This window comes from Caballeronia sp. BCC1704 (assembly GCF_902833455.1).
In the GTDB taxonomy this organism is placed as follows: Bacteria; Pseudomonadota; Gammaproteobacteria; order Burkholderiales; family Burkholderiaceae; genus Caballeronia.
Map to the genome: position 1 here is coordinate 347,427 of NZ_CADFFT010000002.1, position 18,919 is coordinate 366,345.

An 18,919-nucleotide genomic window follows, 5' to 3' on the forward strand; every position below is an offset into this window, starting at 1 on the left:
TCGCTGTCGTCGCTGACGTTCGCTGCTCGTTCGTACCGTGTCGCAATTAACGTTCTCCGTCGGGCGAAGGCTTAGGCAGACCCCACGTCGGCGAGATGCGCCAGATCGCGAAAGGCAGCGAATGCGGGTTGAGCCGCACATGCTGACGCCGGCCGCGCCACTCGAAACGCTCGCCCGTCATCTGATCCTCGACCGCGATGGCGTCCCATGCCTTCACGCCCCAGCGTTCCAGCGTCTGCCACGGCAGTTCGATATCCGCGCCTTGCTCGTTGAACGGATCGAGATTGATCGCGACGAGCACGACGTTGTCGCGCGATGCATTGGCTTTCTCGAAGAACAGGATGTGATCGTTATGCGCGGGCAGGAAATTCACGCCGAGATGCGTCTGCAACGCGGGATTCGCGCGTCGAATGCGATTGAGCGCCGTCACTTCGCCGACGATATTGCCGGGCCGGTTCCAGTCCCACGCCTTCAACTGATACTTCTCGGAATCGAGATACTCCTCGCTATTCGGCAGCGCGGCGGACTCGCACAATTCAAAGCCGCTGTACACGCCCCACAGCCCGGAAAGCGTCGCGGCGAGCGCGGCGCGAATCACGAAGCCGGGACGCCCCGAGCTTTGCAGGAAGCGCGGGTTGATGTCCGGCGTGTTGACGAAGAAGTTGGGCCGGAAGTAATCCTTCGCGTCCGTCTGCGTCAGGTCGTGCATGTATTCGAGGAAATCGCGCTTGGTCTCGCGCCACGTGAAGTACGTGTACGACTGCGAGAAGCCGAGCTTCGCAAGCCGGTTCATCACGCGCGGCCGCGTGAACGCTTCGGCAAGGAAGATCACATCCGGATGACGCGCGCGCACGTCGCCGATGACCCATTCCCAGAACGGGAACGGCTTCGTATGCGGATTATCGACGCGAAAGATACGCACGCCCGCCGCGATCCAGTGCAGAAACACGTCGCGCAAGGCGATCCACAAATCGGGCTTCGCGTCCTGCGCGTAGAAGTCCGGATTCACGATGTCCTGATACTTCTTCGGCGGGTTCTCGGCATAACGCAACGTGCCGTCGGGCCGCCACGCGAACCATGTCGGATGCTCTTTGAGCCACGGATGATCCGGCGAGCACTGCACGGCGAAGTCCAGCGCGATTTCCAGCCCGTGCTCATGCGCGGCTTCGAGCATGCGCTTGAAGTCGTCGAAGTTGCCGAGCTCCGGATGCACCGCATCGTGGCCGCCTTCCTTTGCGCCGATCGCATACGGGCTGCCCACGTCGCCCGGCTCGGCCGTCAGCGAATTGTTCTTGCCCTTGCGATTGGCCATGCCGATAGGATGGATCGGCGGGAAATACAGCACGTCGAAGCCCATCTCGCGAATGCGCGGCATCTTGCCGATCACGTCGATGAACGTGCCGTGACGGTTCTCGTCGTCGCTCATCGAGCGCGGGAAGATCTCGTACCAGCTTGCGAAGCGCGCAGCCGCGCGTTCCGAGTCGATGCGATACACGACCGGATCGCGCGACAGGAACGGCCGGTGCCGCGCCGCCGCGACCGCCTTCGCCGTCGCGGCCGACAGCACCAGTTCGAGCTTGCGCTCGGACTCGGCCTTCGTGAATTCCTTGACGATGGTTTCGAGCGGCGCGCTGTCGGAGCTCTCGACGGTCTTCACTTCCGCGAGGATCAGCGCGAACAGGTGCTTGGCTTCTTCGAGTTCGAGTTCGACCGTTTGCCCGGCCTTCAGCTTCTTCTGCATGTGATCGACGAGCGACGCGAAGTCGTCGCGCCACGCCATCACCACGAATTCGTGACGTCCCACGCGTTCGAGCGGAATGCGCGCCGTCCACAAGTCGTTGCCGAGCGGAAGCACGAGCGACATCGGCGTTTCGTGCCACTCGGTTTCGTCGGCGGCGCGCCATTGCACCGCTGCCGCGATCTTGTCGTGGCCTTCCGCGAAAATCGCAGCCTGAATCTCGACCGCTTCGCCGACGATGCGTTTGGCCGGAAAGCGCCCGTGATCGACCGAAGGCGTGACGCTTTCGATCGACACGCGCGGCGCGGCGATCGCTTCATTCACGGACTTCTTGTCGGCGGTCTTCGCGCCACGCTTCACTTGCGGCTGCGCAAGCAGAATGAACGGCTCGGCTTCCGCGCGGAAGAGGCGCACTTCGCCGGCTTTCAGCGACAACGCCGCGAGGCGCTCCGCCGGGGCGCTCGCGTCGCCGAGCGGCGCGAAGCGCGTGTGGTTGCCGGGCACGCCTTCCAGCAGATGCCGCGTGTCCACCTGCACCGGCGCGACGAGATCGGGATTGACGAGCACGAGCACCGCCGAGTCGCTGTCGCGCAAGTCGCCACCGGCGGCGCGAATCAGCGCGGCGTAGGGCGTGCCGGCGCCTGTCAGAGACCGCAGTTCGCCGACATCGGAAAGCGTTGCGGTGTCGCGCTGCAATCCGTTCGCGCGCTTGATCTGCTCGCACAGGTCGATGCGCGCCTCGCTCTTCGCGCGCTGATACTCGGCTGCGACGCCGTACTGCTGCGACATCGGCAAGCCGACGCCGAATTCGAAGCCCATCGGCACGAGGATGCCCGTGCCGAGCGCGGTGGCGGTGTAGAGCGCGCGGCAATACGCGCGTTCGACGAGCGCGGTATCGCTCGTATCGCTCAGGTCCGCGATCAGGCGCGTGCCGAACGGCTCCTCGGGGAACGAGATCGGCGGCGCGATGCGCGAGAGCGCCGCGTGCTCGTCCACGAGCCAGGCGCCCTTGAAGTCCCACCAGCGCGTCGAGGCGAAGACGGCATCGAACTCGGCATCGGCGAGGGCGCGCAAATCATCGCGCGATACGCCGACGGTCCACGCGAGCCAGCGCGTCTGCGGATGCTTTTCCCGCACCGCGGCCCCGAGCCGCCGCCACACGTGCGCCGGCACCGCGTGCGGCGAGTCGAAGCGAAAGCCGCCGATGCCCGCGTCCGCGATCACGCTCAACTCGCGCGCCCACCACTGCGTCAGTTGATGCGCGGCTTCGCCATCGGCGAAATTGGCGTAGGCCACGTCGCGCTGTTGCGGCGGACGGCGCGGATCGAGCCGCGCATCCGCGCTCTCGAACGGCTGGAACCAGTGCTTGTTGTCCTGATACAGACCGCCTTCCGCGCTCACGCGATTGATCACGATATCGACGAGCAGCGTCAGGCCATGCGTTTTCGCGGCGTCGGCGAGCTGGCGCAGGCCGTCCGCGGCGCTCGTGTCGCATTCGAAGACAGGGTGCAGGCGATGATGATCGGCGACGGCCTCGCGATGCCCGTTGCTGCCGGGCACGAACGGAGAGCCGATCAGGACATGGTCGAAACCGAGCGCCGCCGCGTGTTCGAACTGGGCAGGCCAGTTGGACAGCGGGCCGACGAGCAGGGGATCGATGAAATAAATACGGGGTGCGTACGCATGATGAGCTTGATGGTTTTCCATCGTTCGTCTTTTCCAGAGTCGTCCTGCGGTGGCGGGGATGCGGGCAACCAATCGCGATCACGCTCACGGGTCAAACTGGCTGAAGAGCCGGTCCGCACGTTACGCCGCATGGCGCGCATCGCGCGTCGCGAACCGTGGGACACCGCCGCGCCGTCGAGCGGCGCAAGTCCCGGTCGCGTCTCGTGTGCACCATGCATCGAGCGCAGCTGCCGCCTGGTCGCGCTCGCCGGTGGGCGCCACGGTCCCAAAAGGGATGTCCTGCGGGCATTGCACGGGCTTGGGAGCACGTTACGTGCCGCGCCCGGCGCAACAGCGACGCATTGGCTGCATCGCTGCTGTGCGCTCAGGCGGGCGGGCGCGCGCGGCATGGGCTCACGCGGTGGTCAGGCGGTCTTCGCGACGAGCGGCTTGCCGCTCTCGTGCGTGCGGTGGCCGAGCGCGTGCGCGTCGCTTTCGGCGGCGCGGCGCGGACGGAGGGCGGTGCGGCTCGGGCGCAGGCCGGTGAGATCGCTGTAAAGCGCGACCATCTTCGCGACGGTTTCGCCCCAGCCGAAATCGCTGGACATCGCGTTGCGCTGCATCGCGCGCCAGACCGGCGGGCGCATGTAGGCGTCGATGGCGCGGCTCGCGGCGGCGATCACGTCGTCGGGTGTCTCGCCGTCGAAGAGAAAGCCCGTGGGCGCGGGCGTCGTGTCGTGCGCGTCATGCATCGCGATGGGCGCGTCATGCGTGCCGTCGCGGACATAGAGGGTCTCGCGCGAGGCCAGTTCGGCGTGGTGCCCGGCATCGACGATGGTATCGGCAAGCCCGCCCACGCGCGAGGCCACGGGCAGCGTGCCGTAGCGCATGGCGTACATCTGCGTGAGGCCGCACGGCTCGAAGCGGCTGCCGTGCAGAAGAATGTCGGCGCCCGCGTGCAGCGCGTGCGCGCGGCGCTCGTCATAGCCGATATGGACGCCGACGCGATCCGGCCATTGCTGCGCGAGCTGCCGGAAACCGCGCTCGATGTACGCCTCGCCCTGGCCGATCACGGCCAGTTGCAGACGCGGATGCTTCTCCAAGAGGCGCGGCAAGGCGTCGATCACGACGTCGGCGAGCTTCTGGCCGGTCATGCGGCTGCCGATCGCCATGAGCGGCGCGAACGGATCGGCCGGCAGCCCGAACATGCGCTGAAGACGGCGCTTGCACGCGTGCTTGCCGCGCATGTCGTCGAAGGAATAGGCGCGCTCGATCAGCGGGTCCGTAGCCGGATTCCACACTTCTTCGTCGATGCCGTTCACCACGCCCGAGAGCTTGTCCGCGCAGCTTTGCAGCACGCCTTCCATCAGGTGCCCGAAGCGCGGCGTCAGGATCTCGCGCGCATAGGTTTCGCTGACGGTCGTCACGCGGTCGCTATGGACGATGCCGGCTTTCATGAGACTCAGCGCGCCATAGAATTCGATGCTTTCCGGATTGCTGAACGCATGGACCAGCCATTTCGCCGGCACGCCGAGCGATGCGCCCAGCGACAGCGCGTAGTTGCCCTGGAACGCGAGGTTATGGATCGTGTAGACGCTTTTCGCCTGCACGCCCGCGTCTTTCATCAGAAGCGGCGTGAGGCCGGTATGCCAGTCGTGCGCATGAACGATGTCGGGCTTCTTCACGCCGCGCACGCCCTGCGCGATGCGCACGGCGGCGGCCGAAAGCGTCGCGAAACGCACGGCGTTGTCCGGATAGTCGCGGCCCTGCGCATCCTGATAGAGCCCGGTGCGCGCATAGAGTGCATCGCAGCGCAGCAAAAGAACCGGGACGCCGGTGTCCGGCATGCGGGCGCGCAAGAGCGCGGCGTCGCCGCCCGGCAGGCCGCGCAAGGTGCAGAGCTTGCTCACGCCTTCGGCCTGCGCGAGCGCTTTCGGGTAGGCGGGAAGAAGGATGGTCGCATCGACGCCTGCTGCGCGCAGGGCGGCGGCGTAGGCGCTGACCATATCGCCGAGGCCGCCCGTCTTGGCGAGCGGAACGGCCTCGGAGGCGACCAGCAGTACGTTCAAAGGCAAAATGGGCTCCTGTGCGGGCAGACGCGGACGATGACCATGCGCCTCGTTCACGTGCATCGACGTGCGTATTCGAGTGACGAGGAAAAGGCCGGGCCGCGCGATCCTGGTGCTGATTGGGGTTTATTCTTAGTGCTGGCGCAGTGCAGCAATCTACGTGCCACTGCGCTCTGCGGTATGTGCGGTTGACCACGATCATTTCGGACTGATGCTCGACGAGGGTCTGCTCGCGCGCACGCGAAAACCCGAAACGCGCGAAGCGGTCGCGCATGTAAAACTGACAGCCGCGCGCGCCGCGTTTTTACATGACGCGTTTCATCGGGCGCTTGCAGGAGAGATTAAGGACGACGTGTGACAGGCGCGTTGCGCGCCGCGTCGGAGAAGGAGCGGAGACGAAGCTCGGCGTCAGCCGCCGACGAGGCTCGCGGCAATGTTCACGGACAACCCGAGCACCGCGAGATTGAAGAAGAACGAGAGGACGGATTGCGCGAGCGCGGTGCGTCGCGCGCTCGTCGAGCAGAGCACGACGTCGGAAGTCTGAGAGGCGACCGCGATGGTGAACGAGAAGTAGAGAAAATCCCAATAGTCGGGTTTCAGATGCCGATCGGGAAACTTAAGCGCCGCATCGCCTCGCGGCGAACGATAGTAATGCCGGGCGTAGTGCAGCGTGAACATCGTGGGAATGAGGAACCAGGCGCCGAGCATCGTCGCGCCGGTCAGCAGATAGTTGGGAAACGCGCGAAAGCCGAGGCTCTTCGCTGCGGCGAGTTCGACGACGATCGCCACGAGTCTCGCGATGGCCGCGAGGCTCACGATCACGAGCACGGCGGCGGCGTTCTCGTCTTCGCGTTCGGCGAGCGCCTGCACGTTGCTCTGGCGCGCGGTGCCCATCTGTAGCCAGATCAGCGCGAGATAGAGCCAGACAGCCGAGTCCCAGCCGATCAGCGCGCGGGCAGCCGGCCGCACGTGCGCCGGAACCAAAGCCGCGATGACGAAACCAACCAGCAGGCCGATCATGGCTCGCGGACGAGTGCGCAAAACGGACGGGATAAGGTTCATCGCGTGGCAACGGCTCGGTTCGCTCGACGCCAGCGATTATCACTGACGCGCCTTACATAGACATGAGGACGACCGATGGCTGAACGTAAGCGCGTGTCCTTCGCGATGCGTCGAGGCGTGCTGGCGGGCGCGGGGGCGTCCGCTACGTTGGCGTTCGCGCCGTCGCGCGCGGCGCCCGCGGTCGCCGAAGACTTCGACACGTTCATCGCGGTGTCTATGAAGCTGACCGGCCGCACCGCCTTCGATCCGCTCGTCGCCGCGCGCGTTCACGCGGCTCTCCTTCGCGCGGATGCGAATTTCGCCGACACGATGAAGCGGCTCGATCACTGGTTATCGACGCACGGCGGCACGCCGAGCGACGTCGTGACCGCCGCGCTGCGGGCGACGCAGCCCGATCTCGCGAAGGCCGTCGGCAGCGTGGTGCGCGCGTGGTATCTGGGCGTCGTCGGCGAGGGCGAGCAGGCGGAGGTCGTTGCGTTCGAACGCGCACTGATGTTCGATCCCGTCCGCGACATGCTCACGGTTCCTTCGTACTGCCGCGGCGCGCCCGCCGACTGGGCGAAAAAGCCGTAGCCAACATCCGACTCCCCAACCACAACGACAACGACGAACAAAGGCGAAGCGCATGGCGGGATCGACAGCGGCGGACGTGGTCATCGTCGGGTCGGGGGTGGCGGGCAGTCTCGTCGCGTACCGGCTGGCGAAGGCGGGCGCGTCGGTGATCCTGCTCGAAGCGGGGCCGCGTCTCGCGCGCTGGCAGATCGTCGAGAACTTCCGGCGCGCGCCCGAGAAGCGCGATCTGTGTGCGCCGTATCCGCTCGTTCGCCACGCGCCGCGCCCCGATCCGGCGAATCCGGGCAGCTATCTCGTGAATCGCGGGGAGAAGGCGTACGAGCCGCAGTTTCTCCGGCTCGTCGGCGGCACGACGTGGCATTGGGCAGGCGCGGCGTGGCGTCTGTTGCCGGCGGACTTTCGGCTGCGCACGCTGCATGGCGTCGGCCGTGACTGGCCGTTTCCTTATGAAACGCTGGAACCGTGGTACGGACAGGCCGAACGCGAGTTGGGCGTCGCGGGGCCGGACGTCGATCTCGGCTCGCCGCGCTCGACGCCGTATCCGATGCCGCCGTTGCCGCTCTCGTATTTGGATCAGCGGTTCGCGCAGGTGCTCGCGGCGCAGTCGATGCGCGCGGTGCCCGAGCCGATGGCGCGCAACAGCCGCGCGTACGACGCCAGGCCGCCGTGCTGCGGCGCGAACAGTTGCATGCCCGTGTGCCCGATCGGCGCGCTTTATCACGGCGGCACGCATGCCGACAAGGCCGAACGCGCCGGCGCGACGCTGATTGCGCAGGCGGTCGCGTATCGCATCGAAGCGAACGACAAAGGCGAGATCATCGCCATTCACTACAAAGACCCGAACGGCGCGAGCACGCGTGTGACCGGCAGGCGCTTCGTGATCGCGGCGAACGGCATCGAAACGCCGAAGCTATTGCTGATGTCGGCGTCGGCGCGCTTTCCGAAGGGCATCGCGAATGCGTCGGATCAGGTCGGACGCAATCTCATGGACCATCCGGGCGTGGCCGTCAGCTTCCTTGCGAACGAGGCGCTCTGGCCGGGGCGCGGGCCGGTGGAAATGAGTTCGGTCGTCGATTTCCGCGACGGCCCGTTTCGCGCGCAGCAGGCGGCGAAGAAGCTGCATCTGTCGAATGCGTCGCCGACGCTCGTCGTCACGTCGAAATTGATCGAAGCCGGGCTGACCGGCGGCGAGCTCGACCGGCAAATCCGCGAGCAGTCCGCGCGACGGCTGACGCTCGGCAGCTTCCACGAACAACTGGCGTCGCCGGACAACCGCGTGACGCTGTCCGCGCAGAAAGACGCGCTCGGTTTGCCGCGCCCGGAAATTCGCTACGCGATCGACGATTACGTGCGCCGCAGCGCCGCCGATACGCGGGCGGTCTTCGAGCGCATTGCCGGATGGTTCGGCGGCGAGCAGATCGAGCACGACGACGGTCTCGAGCCGAGCAGCCACATCATGGGCACGGCGATCATGGGCCGCGACGCGAGCGATTCCGTCGTCGATGCCGATTGCCGCGCGCACGATCACCCGAATCTCTTCGTCGCGGGGAGCGCCGTGATGCCGGCGGGCGGCTCGGTCAACTGCACGCTGACGATCGCGGCGCTCGCGCTGCGGCTCGCGGGCGTCATCGAAGCGTCGCTCCGATGACGCGGCGGCGTTCGCTCGTCGTGACCGCGATGCTTGCCCTTGCGGTTGCGTTCGGCCATCTCTCGGCGCAATCGCAACACGGCGAGACCGCCGCGCCCGCGCGGGCCGAGAGCGTTACGCGCGGCGAATATCTGGTGCGCGCGGGCGGCTGCATGGCGTGCCACACGGCGGACCCGGCGCGGCCGTTCGCCGGCGGCCGCGCGATGCAAACGCGCTTCGGCACGTTCTTCACGCCGAACATCACGAGCGACCGCGCGACCGGCATCGGCGCGTGGACCGACGCGCAGTTCGTCCGCGCGATGCGCGAGGGCATCGGCAGGAACGGCGAGCATCTTTATCCCGCGTTTCCGTACACGGCGTACACGCGGCTTTCCGACGCCGACGTGCTCGCCATGCGCGCCTATCTCGCGACGGTGCCGCCCGTGCGCTGCACGCCGCCGCCGCACGCGCTGCGGTTTCCGTTCGGCTGGCGCTGGCTGATGGCCGCGTGGAACGCGTTCAACTTCACGCCGGGCCGGTTCGTGCCGGACCCGGGCAAGCGCGCGGAGTGGAATCGCGGCGCGTATCTCGTCGAAGCCCTCGCGCATTGCGGACAGTGCCACACGCCGCGCAACGTGCTGGGCGGGTTGAAGGAGAGCGAGCGGCTCGGCGGCGCGTCGGTGGCGGGGTGGCGCGCGGGCAATCTGACGCCTGATCGGGTGGCGGGCATCGGCGCATGGCGCGACGACGAGTTGCTGCGCTATCTCGCGAGCGGCGCGGCGCCGGGGCGCGCGTACGCGATCGGGCCGATGGCGGAAGTCGTCGCTAACAGCACAGAGTTTTTGACCGACGAGGATCGTCGGGCGATGGTGGCTTATCTTCGCTCGATGCCGGTTGTCGCTGGGCAGAGCGGCACGCGTTCGCGATGGAGCTTCGGCGCGGCGGGGCAGGCTGATATCACAACGCTGGATGCGGTGGGCGCGTTCGAGCGCGATGGGGCGAGAGGGCGGGCTGCGGCGATGGAAAACAAAAGTGACAACGCGAGCACCGGGAAAGCGCCGGGCACCGCGACGGATTCTGGCCGGGACAGCGCGAGCACCGCGAAGACCCCGGCCGCCGCGACTGAAATTGCTAGCGCCGGCGCGAGCACAGGGAAAACGCCGGCCGCCGCGGCTGAGAATGGTCGCGACAGCGCAAGCACCGCGAGAACGCCGGGTACCGCGACGGAACTTGGCCGCGACAGCGCGAGCATTGCAAAAGCGCCGGCCACCTCGACTGAGATCGCCCGCGACAGCGCGAGCAATGCCAGGACGCCGACTACCGCGACCAGTTCCATCCGCGACAGCGCGAGCACCGCGAGAACGCCGGTCACCGCGAGCGGATCTGGACGCGACAGCGCGAGCGCCGCGAAAACCCTAGCTACCGCGACGGAACTTGGCCGCGACAGCGCGAGCACCGAAGAAGCGCCAGCCACCGCAACGGAACTTGGCCGCGACAGCGCGAGCACCGCGAAATCGCCAGCCACAGAGACGAAAGTCGGCCACGACAGCGCAAGCACCGCGAGGACGCCGACCGCCTCGACGGATTCCACCCACGCCAGCGCGGACGCCCAAAAGAGCCCGCAACACGCCACGAAAGCCGACCCTGGCGCAGCCAACGCCACCCATCCCAAAGGTGCCCGCCTCTACGCGGCCGCCTGCGCAAGTTGCCACGACGTCTCGGGCGAAGTCGCGGGCGGCGCGTTCCCGTCGCTCGTCCACGACGCTGTGACTGCCGCGTTCGGCTCGATGGACACGAGCAACCTCGTCCTCGTGATCCTGCACGGCGTGAACCGGGAGACCCGCGATGGCCCCGCGCTGATGCCTGCGTTCGGCGCGTCCTTCTCCGACAAGGACATCGCGGCGCTCGCCAACTATGTGACCCACCAGTTCGGCGACCCTCGCGCGACGACGCAGGTTGAAGATGTCGCGCGGCTGCGCTCGATCGCGCAATAATAGGGCTCGCTCAGTTCGCTTTCTGCCCGAAGTCAACGACTAGCAACGAACCAGCATCGAACCGGCTTGCGAAACGCCGCCCCGCCGACGCTACGAAATCCGCAGCGAAAGCGACCCAACACGCACACGTTCCATTGACCCGGCGCTAAGATCGACGCATGAATGATCCGACCTATTCCGCCGTCTGCAGGCATCCCGCCAACGATATCGGCCGCGACTTCGTCGTCGGCGATCTGCATGGCTGCGTCGATGCGCTGCGCTATCTTCTGAGCGAGATCGGCTTCGACGGCTCGCGGGACCGCCTCTTTTCGGTCGGCGATCTGGTCGACCGCGGCACGGATTCGCTCGCGGCCGTCGAGCTGATCGACAAGCCGTGGTTCTATCCGGTGCTCGGCAATCACGAGGATTCGCTGATCGCGGTGGCGGCGGGCCAGATGCGTCGTCAGTCGTGGTACGCCATCGGCGGCGCGTGGGCCGAGACGCTTCCCGACGTGCAACTCGCCGCGCTCGCCACTCGGCTCTCGACGCTGCCGCTCGTGCGTGTCGTGGGCGAGGGCGCGCGGCGCTTCAACGTGCTGCACGCGGAATTCTTCGGCAGCGACGCCGATCTAGACGTGGGCGTATTCTCGGAAGACACGCGCAGCCAGATGCTGTGGGGTCGCAGCCTCGCGCTCGGCAACGCGGACCCGTCGCGCCAGCGCGGGCTTTCGCCGACGTACTGCGGCCACACGCCGATGCGCGCGGTGCGGCAAATCGGCTCGCAGATCTATGTCGATACCGGCGCGTTCGCCGCCGAAGGACGACTGACCATAGTGGAAGTGGGCAGCGACGAAATCTGGTCGGTGAAGGAACGCTGGGCGGCGTCGGAAGGGGCGCGTGAACTCGCGTTGCCTTGAGCGTCGCGCTCGGAAGATAGCGCGGCACGAGCATTTCGATACCGGCGCGTTCGCGGCGCAAGGACGGCTGACCATAGTGAGGTCGGCGGCGACTAGATCTGGTCGGTCAAGTAACGCTGGGCGGCGTCCGAATGCGCGCGCGAACTCGCGTTGCCTTGAGCGTCGCACTCCGAGAATAGCGCGCGGCACGGCCGTTTCGACACCGGCGCGTTCGCGGCGCAAGGACGGCTGACGATCGTGGAAGTCGGCAGCGTCGACATCTGGTCGATCAAGGAGCGCTGGGCGGCGTCCGAAGGGGCGCGTGAACTCGCGTTGCCTTGAGCGTCGCGCTCGGAAGATAGCGCGGCACGAGCGTTGCTCGGAATCTCGCCACGAACCAAAAGCAACGAGTCGAGGCACGCAGTGGCGAGGATCGGACGCAACGCTGGACAAAACGCCGCACGCAGCGGCGGCAACGGGGCCGCGGACGAACCGCGCAGCGCGCAGAACGTTCTTGCGCAGTCGCTCGCGGAAGAGCTTCCGCCCGGCCTGCGTTACGTGGACGATTCCCGGCGCGGCTACACGCGCGAATGGATCGACGGCGCGTTCGTCTACTTCAACACGCAAGGCAAGCGCATCGAGGATGAAGCCGAAATCCGGCGCATCAACGCGCTCGCCATTCCACCCGCTTACGTCGATGTCTGGATCTGCCCGGACTCGCGCGGCCATTTGCAGGCGACAGGCCGCGATGCGCGCGGCCGCAAGCAGTATCGCTATCACCCGCAATGGCGCGAAACGCGCGACGCCAACAAGTACGAACGCATGCTCGCGTTCGGCGCGGTGCTGCCGAAGCTGCGCGCCCGCGTGTCGCGCGATCTCGCACTCGACGGCATGCCCCGCGACAAGGTGCTCGCCACGGTCGTCCGCTTGCTCGATACGACGCTCATTCGCATCGGCAGCGAGGAATATGCGCGCGAAAACCGCTCTTACGGACTGACGACGCTGAGAAAGCGCCATCTGAAGGTGTCGTCGGGCACGCTGCGCTTCAAGTTTCGCGGCAAGAGCGGCATCGAGCACGACGTTGCCGTGAGCGATGCGCGCGTTGCCCGCATCGTCAAGCGCTGCATGGATTTGCCGGGGCAAGACCTCTTCCAGTATCTCGATGCCGATGGCGAGCGGCACTCGGTCAGTTCGTCCGACATCAACGATTATCTGCGCGAGATCACCGGCGCCGATTTCACCGCGAAGGATTACCGCACGTGGGCGGGCAGCGTGTTCGCGCTGGCGGCGCTGCGCAAGCTGCAATGGGAGACGGTGACGGAAGCGCGCAAGCATGTGGTCGGCACGATCAAGGAAGTGTCGCAACTGCTCCGCAATACGCCGGCGGTGTGCCGCAAGTGCTATGTGCATCCGGCTGTGATCGAGGCGTTCGAGGCGGGCGAACTCGCCGAGGCGCTGCCCGCGTCGCGGCGGCACGGGCTCAAGACGGACGAGGCCGCGCTCGTCATCTTTCTGGAGAAGGACGCGAAGCGCCGCGCCCGCGAGGCGGCCCGCGCGAACCGCAAGGGCGCAGCAGCGAGCGACGCGCGGCTCACAGGGCTGCTCGCGGAGTCGAGCAAGAAGGCGCGCGCAGGCGCGCTGAAGGGCAGCGCGAAGGGCGCGGCGGCGCAGGCGCTTCAGACGGTCGCGCGCAAGACGTCGCCGAAAGCCGCGCGGCCCGCGACGAAGAAGCTGTCGCGCACGCGCAGTTCGACGGCCGTCGCGATCAACTAGCCCGAAGCTAGCCCACCTGGTTCAGTTCGAACACGCAATCGATTGCGTGACCGTTCCAGTTGTATTCGAGATACGCGGCGTGATGACAGTCGCGCAAGAGCGTCGTGCGCAGCGCGGCGAGACATTCGCCTTGCGGATCGCGCACTGACGGATAGACGATGCCCGGCGCGCCCGCTGCCCGCACCGCCCGGCCGAGCGCCATGCCGGGCGCGTAATCGTCCGGCGCGAGGATCTGCGGATTCAGCCCCGCCTGCGCTATGCGATCGCCCCTCACATCCACGACTTCGCCGCGCGCCGTCACGCGGTAGAGCCGCATCTGCTGACGCAGCGGCGCTTCCTTCGTCGCGCCGAGAAAGAGGCCGGCGTGATAGCGCGTCTCCGCAATTGCGGTCTGCCGGTCGCGGGCGCAATAGAACACGCCGTAGCTGCCGTCCGAGAAACGGCTGCCGTTCGGGTTCAGATGCGTGAAGGCCGCCATGATCGGGCCGCAGCCGGGCCCGAAACAACGTTCTTCCGGCGGCACGAGATCCAGTTCGCCGACTTCGGTGCGCAGGCGGTCGTTGGTCATGGCTTCGAGCGCGTAAAGCGCGTCGAAATCTTGCGGCGATGCCACCCGGTCGAAGAGATTCACGGCGGGAAAGCGAGTCGGAATCACGCGATACGCCGGCGACCAGTCCAGCTCGGCGTGTGGCCAGCGGTCCCGCCAGTTCGATACAGCCTGAGTGCCCGTCACGCCCAGCCGCCTCGCATTGCGTCGAGATATTGCCGGACGGCGACCAGATCGCTGACATTGCCCGCGAGCATGCGTTCGAGCGCCGGCCGCCCGCCGAATGAGGGCGCGGTGTTCGGACGCTTGACCCAGGTGTCGGCGGCCTGCGGATCGGGCAAGAGGATTTGCAGCGCCTTGTAGATGCCGAGAATCAGCGACAGGCGTTCGAGCGTGTCGCGCCCGACGCGCGCGGCTTGCGGCGCATTCTTCCACTTGAAGAAGGTCGACCGCCCCGGTTTGCCGAGCAGGACGATTTGTTCGTCGGCTGAGAGTGACCACGCTTCCGCGATCTTGAAAAAGGCGCGCAGGCCGGCAGCGGACAGGTCGCCGAGATCCGGCGCGGGACGCGGCGCCGGTTGGCCGGCCGCCGACGATGCGGCGCGTGCGGCATGAGGCATGTCGTTAAGTCTCCAAAGGAACCTTTAACGCATGTTAGTCCATCTATGGATTTATACAAGATAAATCTAGCTTCGACGCGCCGTTCGTGCGGTCAGTCATCGTCGTCGGCGGGACCGTAGCAACGGCCCGGCGTGTGAGATTGAAGCGCATCCGCGATATCGGACGGCGTGCAATCGGCCCGCAACACGCGCCGCTGCACGCGCGGATCGCTCTTCAGCGTCCATTCGACGGTGCGGTACGGCTCGCCCCAGGGCGGCTCGATGGGCGCGGACAGGCGGCAGCGGCTCAACTTGAGCGCCGTATGGCGGCGCATGGCGCGGGCGAGGTTGGCGAAAGGGCGCGCGGCGGGGTTGGCGGACATGGCACATTCCTCACGTGGATGCCCGGCTGTGGGCGGCCGGGCGTGATCGCGCATCGAGTGTGTGCGCCGACAATTAAGCCCGGCTTAATCCGGATCCGCCGCGTGTGATATGCGGCAAAACGCCGCTCCTCGCGCGTTCTGCAATGCGCTGCTTCTCCGGTCAATAGTCCCTTCGGCATTTTCGCCACGCGGTGCATCGCCTGTTTGCCGGCCCGTCGCATTACTGTATATTCGTACAGCTTGTCTGCAACAAGGAGCTTGCCGATGATCTCCCGCAATGATTCGCTCGAAGCTGCCGCGCTCGAACGCTTCATGCGCGCAAGCCGCGCCGTGGACGCCGCCTTCGACGCCACGCGAGGCGAGCCGCAGTTTGAAGAGGGCACGCAGTCCGTCGCGCGGTCGCTCGCGCGCCTCGACGCCGCGCTACGCGAACTGGAAACCTCCGAACGCACGCTCGACGCAATCCTGGCGCGCAGCGCGCGTCGGGGTCACTGAGGTGCATCTAATACTCAACCGATGGAGCGCAACGAATTGAAACTCGCATTCCTGACGATGGCTTTCGTGCTCGGAACGTCGCCGGTCGTGGCGGCGCAGCGGTACACGGAAGTCTGGAATCCGCCGGAAGCGAAGTCGCAATCGGCTAAGAGCAAGGCGAAGACGCACGCCGCATCGCGGACGGTCGCGAAGAAGAAGGCCCGAAGCGTGGCGGCGGTCAAGCAGATCGCCGACAAAGCTGCCATCGAGGCACCGACGGTCGCGCCGCGCGCGAAGGCTGCGTCGCCCCGACAGACGGAGCCTGTCATTCCCCGCAAGATCGAGCCGAACGGCCAGGTCATGCAGGTTTGAACCACACTGCATCAAACGAAGAAGGGCGCTCGGTCGAGCGCCCTTCTTTTTTGCAGCGAGGCGGCGGACGCTTGCGGCGCCCGCCCGATGTCATATGCGGCCCATCAACAACAGAACGATCACGACGATCAACACGACGCCGAGAATTCCGCTGGGTCCGTAGCCCCAGCTTCGGCTGTGCGGCCAGGACGGAATGGCGCCGATCAACAGCAGAATCAGGATGATGAGCAGGATGGTTCCGATCGTCATTTGACTTCTCCTTATAAAAGACCGCGCGACCATCCGGCTCGACGTGCACCTCCCAACCCGCTACACGTCTTAGCGCAGCGGCATCCAAGCCGCTGGCCGTCCGGCGTTGCGATCGACAAGGAGCAAAAAGCAAGGCCCGTGCCGACGTCGGCGCGGGCGCGGCAGCAAGGCGCCGCACGCGTACGCAAGGCTGCGTGCGACGATGCCGATTGTCAAAATGAAAGACGGGGTATCGGCGCGCGCAAAATTTTCAAAGCGAAACGCGCGCGCCCGGCCGTGCGTCAGAACAGTCCGCGGAATGCCCAGAAGAGCGCGCCGGCTAGCGCGATCGAAACGGGCAGCGTGAGCAGCCAAGCGAGCGCCAAACTGCGGACGGTTCGCCATTGCAGGCCGGAGCCGTTGGCGGCCATCGTGCCCGCGACGCCGGACGACAGCACATGCGTCGTGCTGACGGGCAGGCCGTAGACGTCGGCGGCGCCGATGGTCAGCATCGCGACGAGTTCCGCCGACGCGCCTTGCCCATACGTCAGGTGCGTCTTGCCGATGCGTTCGCCCACCGTCACGACGATGCGCTTCCAGCCGACCATCGTCCCGAGCCCGAGCGCCACGGCGACCGCTACTTTCACCCACGTCGGAATGAACTTCGTCGCGTGATCGAGTTGATGCTTGTAGTTGTCGAGCACGGCGACGTCGGCAGGCGCGAACGCGGGCGACTTCTGCTTCTCCATCACGCGCAGGGCTTCGGACGCGATGTACATCTCGTTTCGCACGTTGCGGACGTTGCCTTGCGGCACGGAGGCGATCGTCTCGCTGGGGCGGATCTGCGATTCGATCGAACCGATCAGTGCCTTCAACGAGGCGATGGTGTCCGGCGCGAGCGTCTTCGTCTGCACGAACTTCTCGACCTGCGCGCGCGCGTCCGGCGCCGCAGACGCGCCGCCGCTGTATCGCTGGAGCGTTTCGGTCGCGCTGCGGCTCACCGCGAGGAACGTCTGCGTCTCGGCAGGCGTGACGGCCTTGTTGAGCGCGTAGGCCGTGGGCACCGTGCCGATAAGGATCAGCATGATGAGGCCCATGCCTTTCTGGCCGTCGTTGGAGCCGTGGGCGAACGACACGCCGGTACACGTCAGGATCAGCAGGCAGCGAATCCAGAACGGCGGCGGCGTGTTCTTCTTCGGCTCCTGATAGAGCTCCGGCACGCGCACGACGAGCTTCAGCACGTACAGCAGAAAGCCTGCGAGCACGAAACCGACGAGCGGCGAGAACAGCAGCGACTTTCCGACCGACACCGCCTGGCTCCAGTCGACGCCCGATGTGCCGTTGCTTCCGTGCAGCATCTGACTCATGAGGCCGACGCCGATGACCGAGCCGATCAGCGTGTGCGAACTCGACGACGGCAGCCCGAGCGCCCACGTGCCGAGATTCCAGATGATCGCCGCGATCAGCAGCGCGAAGACCATCGCAAACCCTTGCGAACTGCCGACGCCGATGATCAGTTCCACCGGCAGCAACTGAAGGATGCCGAACGCCACAGCGCCGCTCGAAATCAGCACGCCGATGAAGTTCCACGCGCCGGACCACACGACGGCCAGATTCGGCGTCAACGAGTGCGTGTAGATGACGGTCGCGACGGCGTTGGCCGTATCGTGGAATCCGTTCACGAACTCGAAGCCGAGCGCGATGACGAGCGCGATGCCGAGCAGAAGGTAGGGAAACACCGACGATTCGCGCACCGGCGCGAGATCCTCGAACAGGTGCAGGATGCAATACACGACGCCCGCTCCGATGGCGAGCAAGAACAACAGAAACGCGAAGCGTTGCCCTGGCGTGCGGCCTTGCGTTTGCGGAAAGACAACCTGGTTCATGGCGCGTCCTTGAGGCGAGGAACTCCGGCAATGTCGAAGCAATAGGCCGGCGAGGGGAAAAGGTCATGTTTCATGGCGCGTGTGTCGTTTTCATGACTCTCGGAACAATTCCTATTTCCTCTGACGTGTCGCTTCGGGAACGTCTATGGGCACCCGCTCGCGCGCCAAGGGCGTCGATATAATTCGGCGGCACGTTTCGCGCATTCCGTCACTCGAGAGGCGACCGATGACCGAGGAAACACCGCCCGCCGTCCCCGAACCGCTCGAGTTCGGCGGCTCGGTCTGGGTGAAAAGCGGTGGCGAAACGCTCGGCGGCGCGGCGCGCATCGCGCTGCTGGCCGCGATTCGCGATACCGGATCGATCACGTCGGCCGCGAAACGCGTCGGCATGAGCTACAAGGCGGCGTGGGACGCCGTGGATACGATGAACAACCTCGCGGGCGAGCCGCTCGTGGCCAGCGCGACCGGCGGCCGGGGCGGCGGCGGAACGAGGCTGACTGCGTCGGCGCTGCGGCTCATCGACACCTATCACGCGGTCGAGCGCGAGCATCGCAAGTTTCTTGAACACGTGGGCGAGGCCATCGAAGGCTTCGACCGCGATTGGCGGCTTATCGGGAGATTGGGGATGAGAACGAGTGCGCGGAACCAGCTGGCCGGCAAGATCACGAAAATCACGCGCGGCGCGGTGAATGACGAAGTGGAACTCGGCTTACCGGGCGGTCAGACCATCGTCGCGGTCGTCACGCATGAGAGCACGGAGGCGCTCGGCCTTCAGCAAGGCAGCGACGCGTTCGCGCTCATCAAGGCGTCGTGGGTGATGCTGATGGTAGACGCGCCCGCGAAGCTGTCGGCGCGCAACCAGCTGCGTGGGACCATTGCCAGCGTGACGCGCGGCGCGGTCAACGCCGAAGTGACGCTCGCGCTCGACGAGTCGACGACCGTCACTGCGATCATCACGAATCAGAGCGCGGAGGCGCTTGGGCTGGCCGAGGGCCAGAAGGCTGTCGCCGTCGTCAAGGCGTCGAGCGTCATCATCGGCGTGAACGACTGACGC

Annotated in this window: 16 protein-coding genes; 8 read left to right on the forward strand and 8 right to left on the reverse strand. The window is 66.4% G+C overall.

The window, feature by feature from the left end; genetic code table 11:
- Positions 1 to 46: 46 nt before the first annotated feature.
- The 3 genes from HWX53_RS11330 to HWX53_RS11340 all read right to left on the reverse strand — a co-directional run bounded on the left by HWX53_RS11330 (position 47) and on the right by HWX53_RS11340 (position 6,534).
- Positions 47 to 3,445 carry a maltotransferase domain-containing protein gene (locus HWX53_RS11330; RefSeq protein ID WP_175940941.1) on the reverse strand — a complete coding sequence of 1,133 codons (3,399 nt, stop codon included), beginning with the start codon at positions 3,443 to 3,445 and terminating at the stop codon, positions 47 to 49.
- A gap of 383 nt (positions 3,446 to 3,828) precedes the next feature.
- Entirely contained in the window at positions 3,829 to 5,478 is a 1,650-nt protein-coding gene (gene glgA, locus HWX53_RS11335; protein WP_175940942.1) for a glycogen synthase GlgA, read from the reverse strand.
- A gap of 402 nt (positions 5,479 to 5,880) precedes the next feature.
- Positions 5,881 to 6,534, reverse strand: a complete 654-nt coding sequence (locus HWX53_RS11340) for a DUF1345 domain-containing protein (protein ID WP_175940943.1) — start codon at positions 6,532 to 6,534, stop codon at positions 5,881 to 5,883.
- Positions 6,535 to 6,609: 75 nt separating this feature from the next.
- Between HWX53_RS11340 and HWX53_RS11345 the strand changes: the two genes are divergently transcribed.
- From HWX53_RS11345 to HWX53_RS11365, 5 genes are all read left to right on the forward strand, one after another.
- A complete protein-coding gene (locus HWX53_RS11345) occupies positions 6,610 to 7,107 on the forward strand; it encodes a sugar dehydrogenase complex small subunit (protein ID WP_175940944.1) in 498 nt (165 codons plus the stop codon).
- A 52-nt stretch (positions 7,108 to 7,159) separates the two neighbouring features.
- The gene (locus tag HWX53_RS11350) at positions 7,160 to 8,755 is read left to right on the forward strand and encodes a GMC family oxidoreductase (RefSeq protein ID WP_175940945.1); all 1,596 of its coding nucleotides are present in this window, start codon (positions 7,160 to 7,162) and stop codon (positions 8,753 to 8,755) included.
- A complete protein-coding gene (locus tag HWX53_RS27600; RefSeq protein WP_244140076.1) occupies positions 8,752 to 10,728 on the forward strand; it encodes a c-type cytochrome in 1,977 nt (658 codons plus the stop codon). The genes HWX53_RS11350 and HWX53_RS27600 overlap by 4 nt, the downstream gene beginning before the upstream one ends.
- 158 nt (positions 10,729 to 10,886) lie before the next feature.
- Positions 10,887 to 11,624: a metallophosphoesterase gene (locus tag HWX53_RS11360; protein WP_175940946.1), complete on the forward strand. Its 738-nt coding sequence runs from the start codon at positions 10,887 to 10,889 to the stop codon at positions 11,622 to 11,624.
- A 402-nt stretch (positions 11,625 to 12,026) separates the two neighbouring features.
- Positions 12,027 to 13,376, forward strand: a complete 1,350-nt coding sequence (locus tag HWX53_RS11365) for a DNA topoisomerase IB (protein ID WP_244140077.1) — start codon at positions 12,027 to 12,029, stop codon at positions 13,374 to 13,376.
- Between the two features lie 7 nt (positions 13,377 to 13,383).
- Here the strand turns inward: HWX53_RS11365 and HWX53_RS11370 are convergent, their stop codons facing one another.
- The 3 genes from HWX53_RS11370 to HWX53_RS11380 form a co-directional block, all read right to left on the reverse strand.
- A complete protein-coding gene (locus tag HWX53_RS11370) occupies positions 13,384 to 14,109 on the reverse strand; it encodes an RES family NAD+ phosphorylase (protein ID WP_175940947.1) in 726 nt (241 codons plus the stop codon).
- Complete coding sequence (locus tag HWX53_RS11375) at positions 14,106 to 14,543, reverse strand: MbcA/ParS/Xre antitoxin family protein (protein WP_175940948.1); 438 nt, start codon at positions 14,541 to 14,543, stop codon at positions 14,106 to 14,108. The genes HWX53_RS11370 and HWX53_RS11375 overlap by 4 nt, the downstream gene beginning before the upstream one ends.
- A gap of 92 nt (positions 14,544 to 14,635) precedes the next feature.
- Entirely contained in the window at positions 14,636 to 14,905 is a 270-nt protein-coding gene (locus tag HWX53_RS11380) for a DUF2866 domain-containing protein (RefSeq protein ID WP_175940949.1), read from the reverse strand.
- A 264-nt stretch (positions 14,906 to 15,169) separates the two neighbouring features.
- Here HWX53_RS11380 and HWX53_RS11385 point away from each other — a divergent pair, with 264 nt between their 5' ends.
- Both HWX53_RS11385 and HWX53_RS11390 read left to right on the forward strand, forming a co-directional pair.
- Positions 15,170 to 15,400: a hypothetical protein gene (locus tag HWX53_RS11385; RefSeq protein ID WP_175940950.1), complete on the forward strand. Its 231-nt coding sequence runs from the start codon at positions 15,170 to 15,172 to the stop codon at positions 15,398 to 15,400.
- 36 nt (positions 15,401 to 15,436) lie between these two features.
- Positions 15,437 to 15,751: a hypothetical protein gene (locus HWX53_RS11390; RefSeq protein ID WP_244140078.1), complete on the forward strand. Its 315-nt coding sequence runs from the start codon at positions 15,437 to 15,439 to the stop codon at positions 15,749 to 15,751.
- Positions 15,752 to 15,841: 90 nt separating this feature from the next.
- Here HWX53_RS11390 and HWX53_RS11395 read toward each other — a convergent pair whose 3' ends face one another.
- Positions 15,842 to 16,000: a DUF3309 family protein gene (locus tag HWX53_RS11395; protein WP_040050372.1), complete on the reverse strand. Its 159-nt coding sequence runs from the start codon at positions 15,998 to 16,000 to the stop codon at positions 15,842 to 15,844.
- A 281-nt stretch (positions 16,001 to 16,281) separates the two neighbouring features.
- A complete protein-coding gene (locus HWX53_RS11400; protein ID WP_175940952.1) occupies positions 16,282 to 17,865 on the reverse strand; it encodes an inorganic phosphate transporter in 1,584 nt (527 codons plus the stop codon).
- A 226-nt stretch (positions 17,866 to 18,091) separates the two neighbouring features.
- Between HWX53_RS11400 and HWX53_RS11405 the strand changes: the two genes are divergently transcribed.
- On the forward strand, positions 18,092 to 18,916 hold the full coding sequence (locus HWX53_RS11405; RefSeq protein ID WP_175940953.1) for a TOBE domain-containing protein: 825 nt from the start codon (positions 18,092 to 18,094) through the stop codon (positions 18,914 to 18,916).
- Positions 18,917 to 18,919 lie beyond the last annotated feature (3 nt).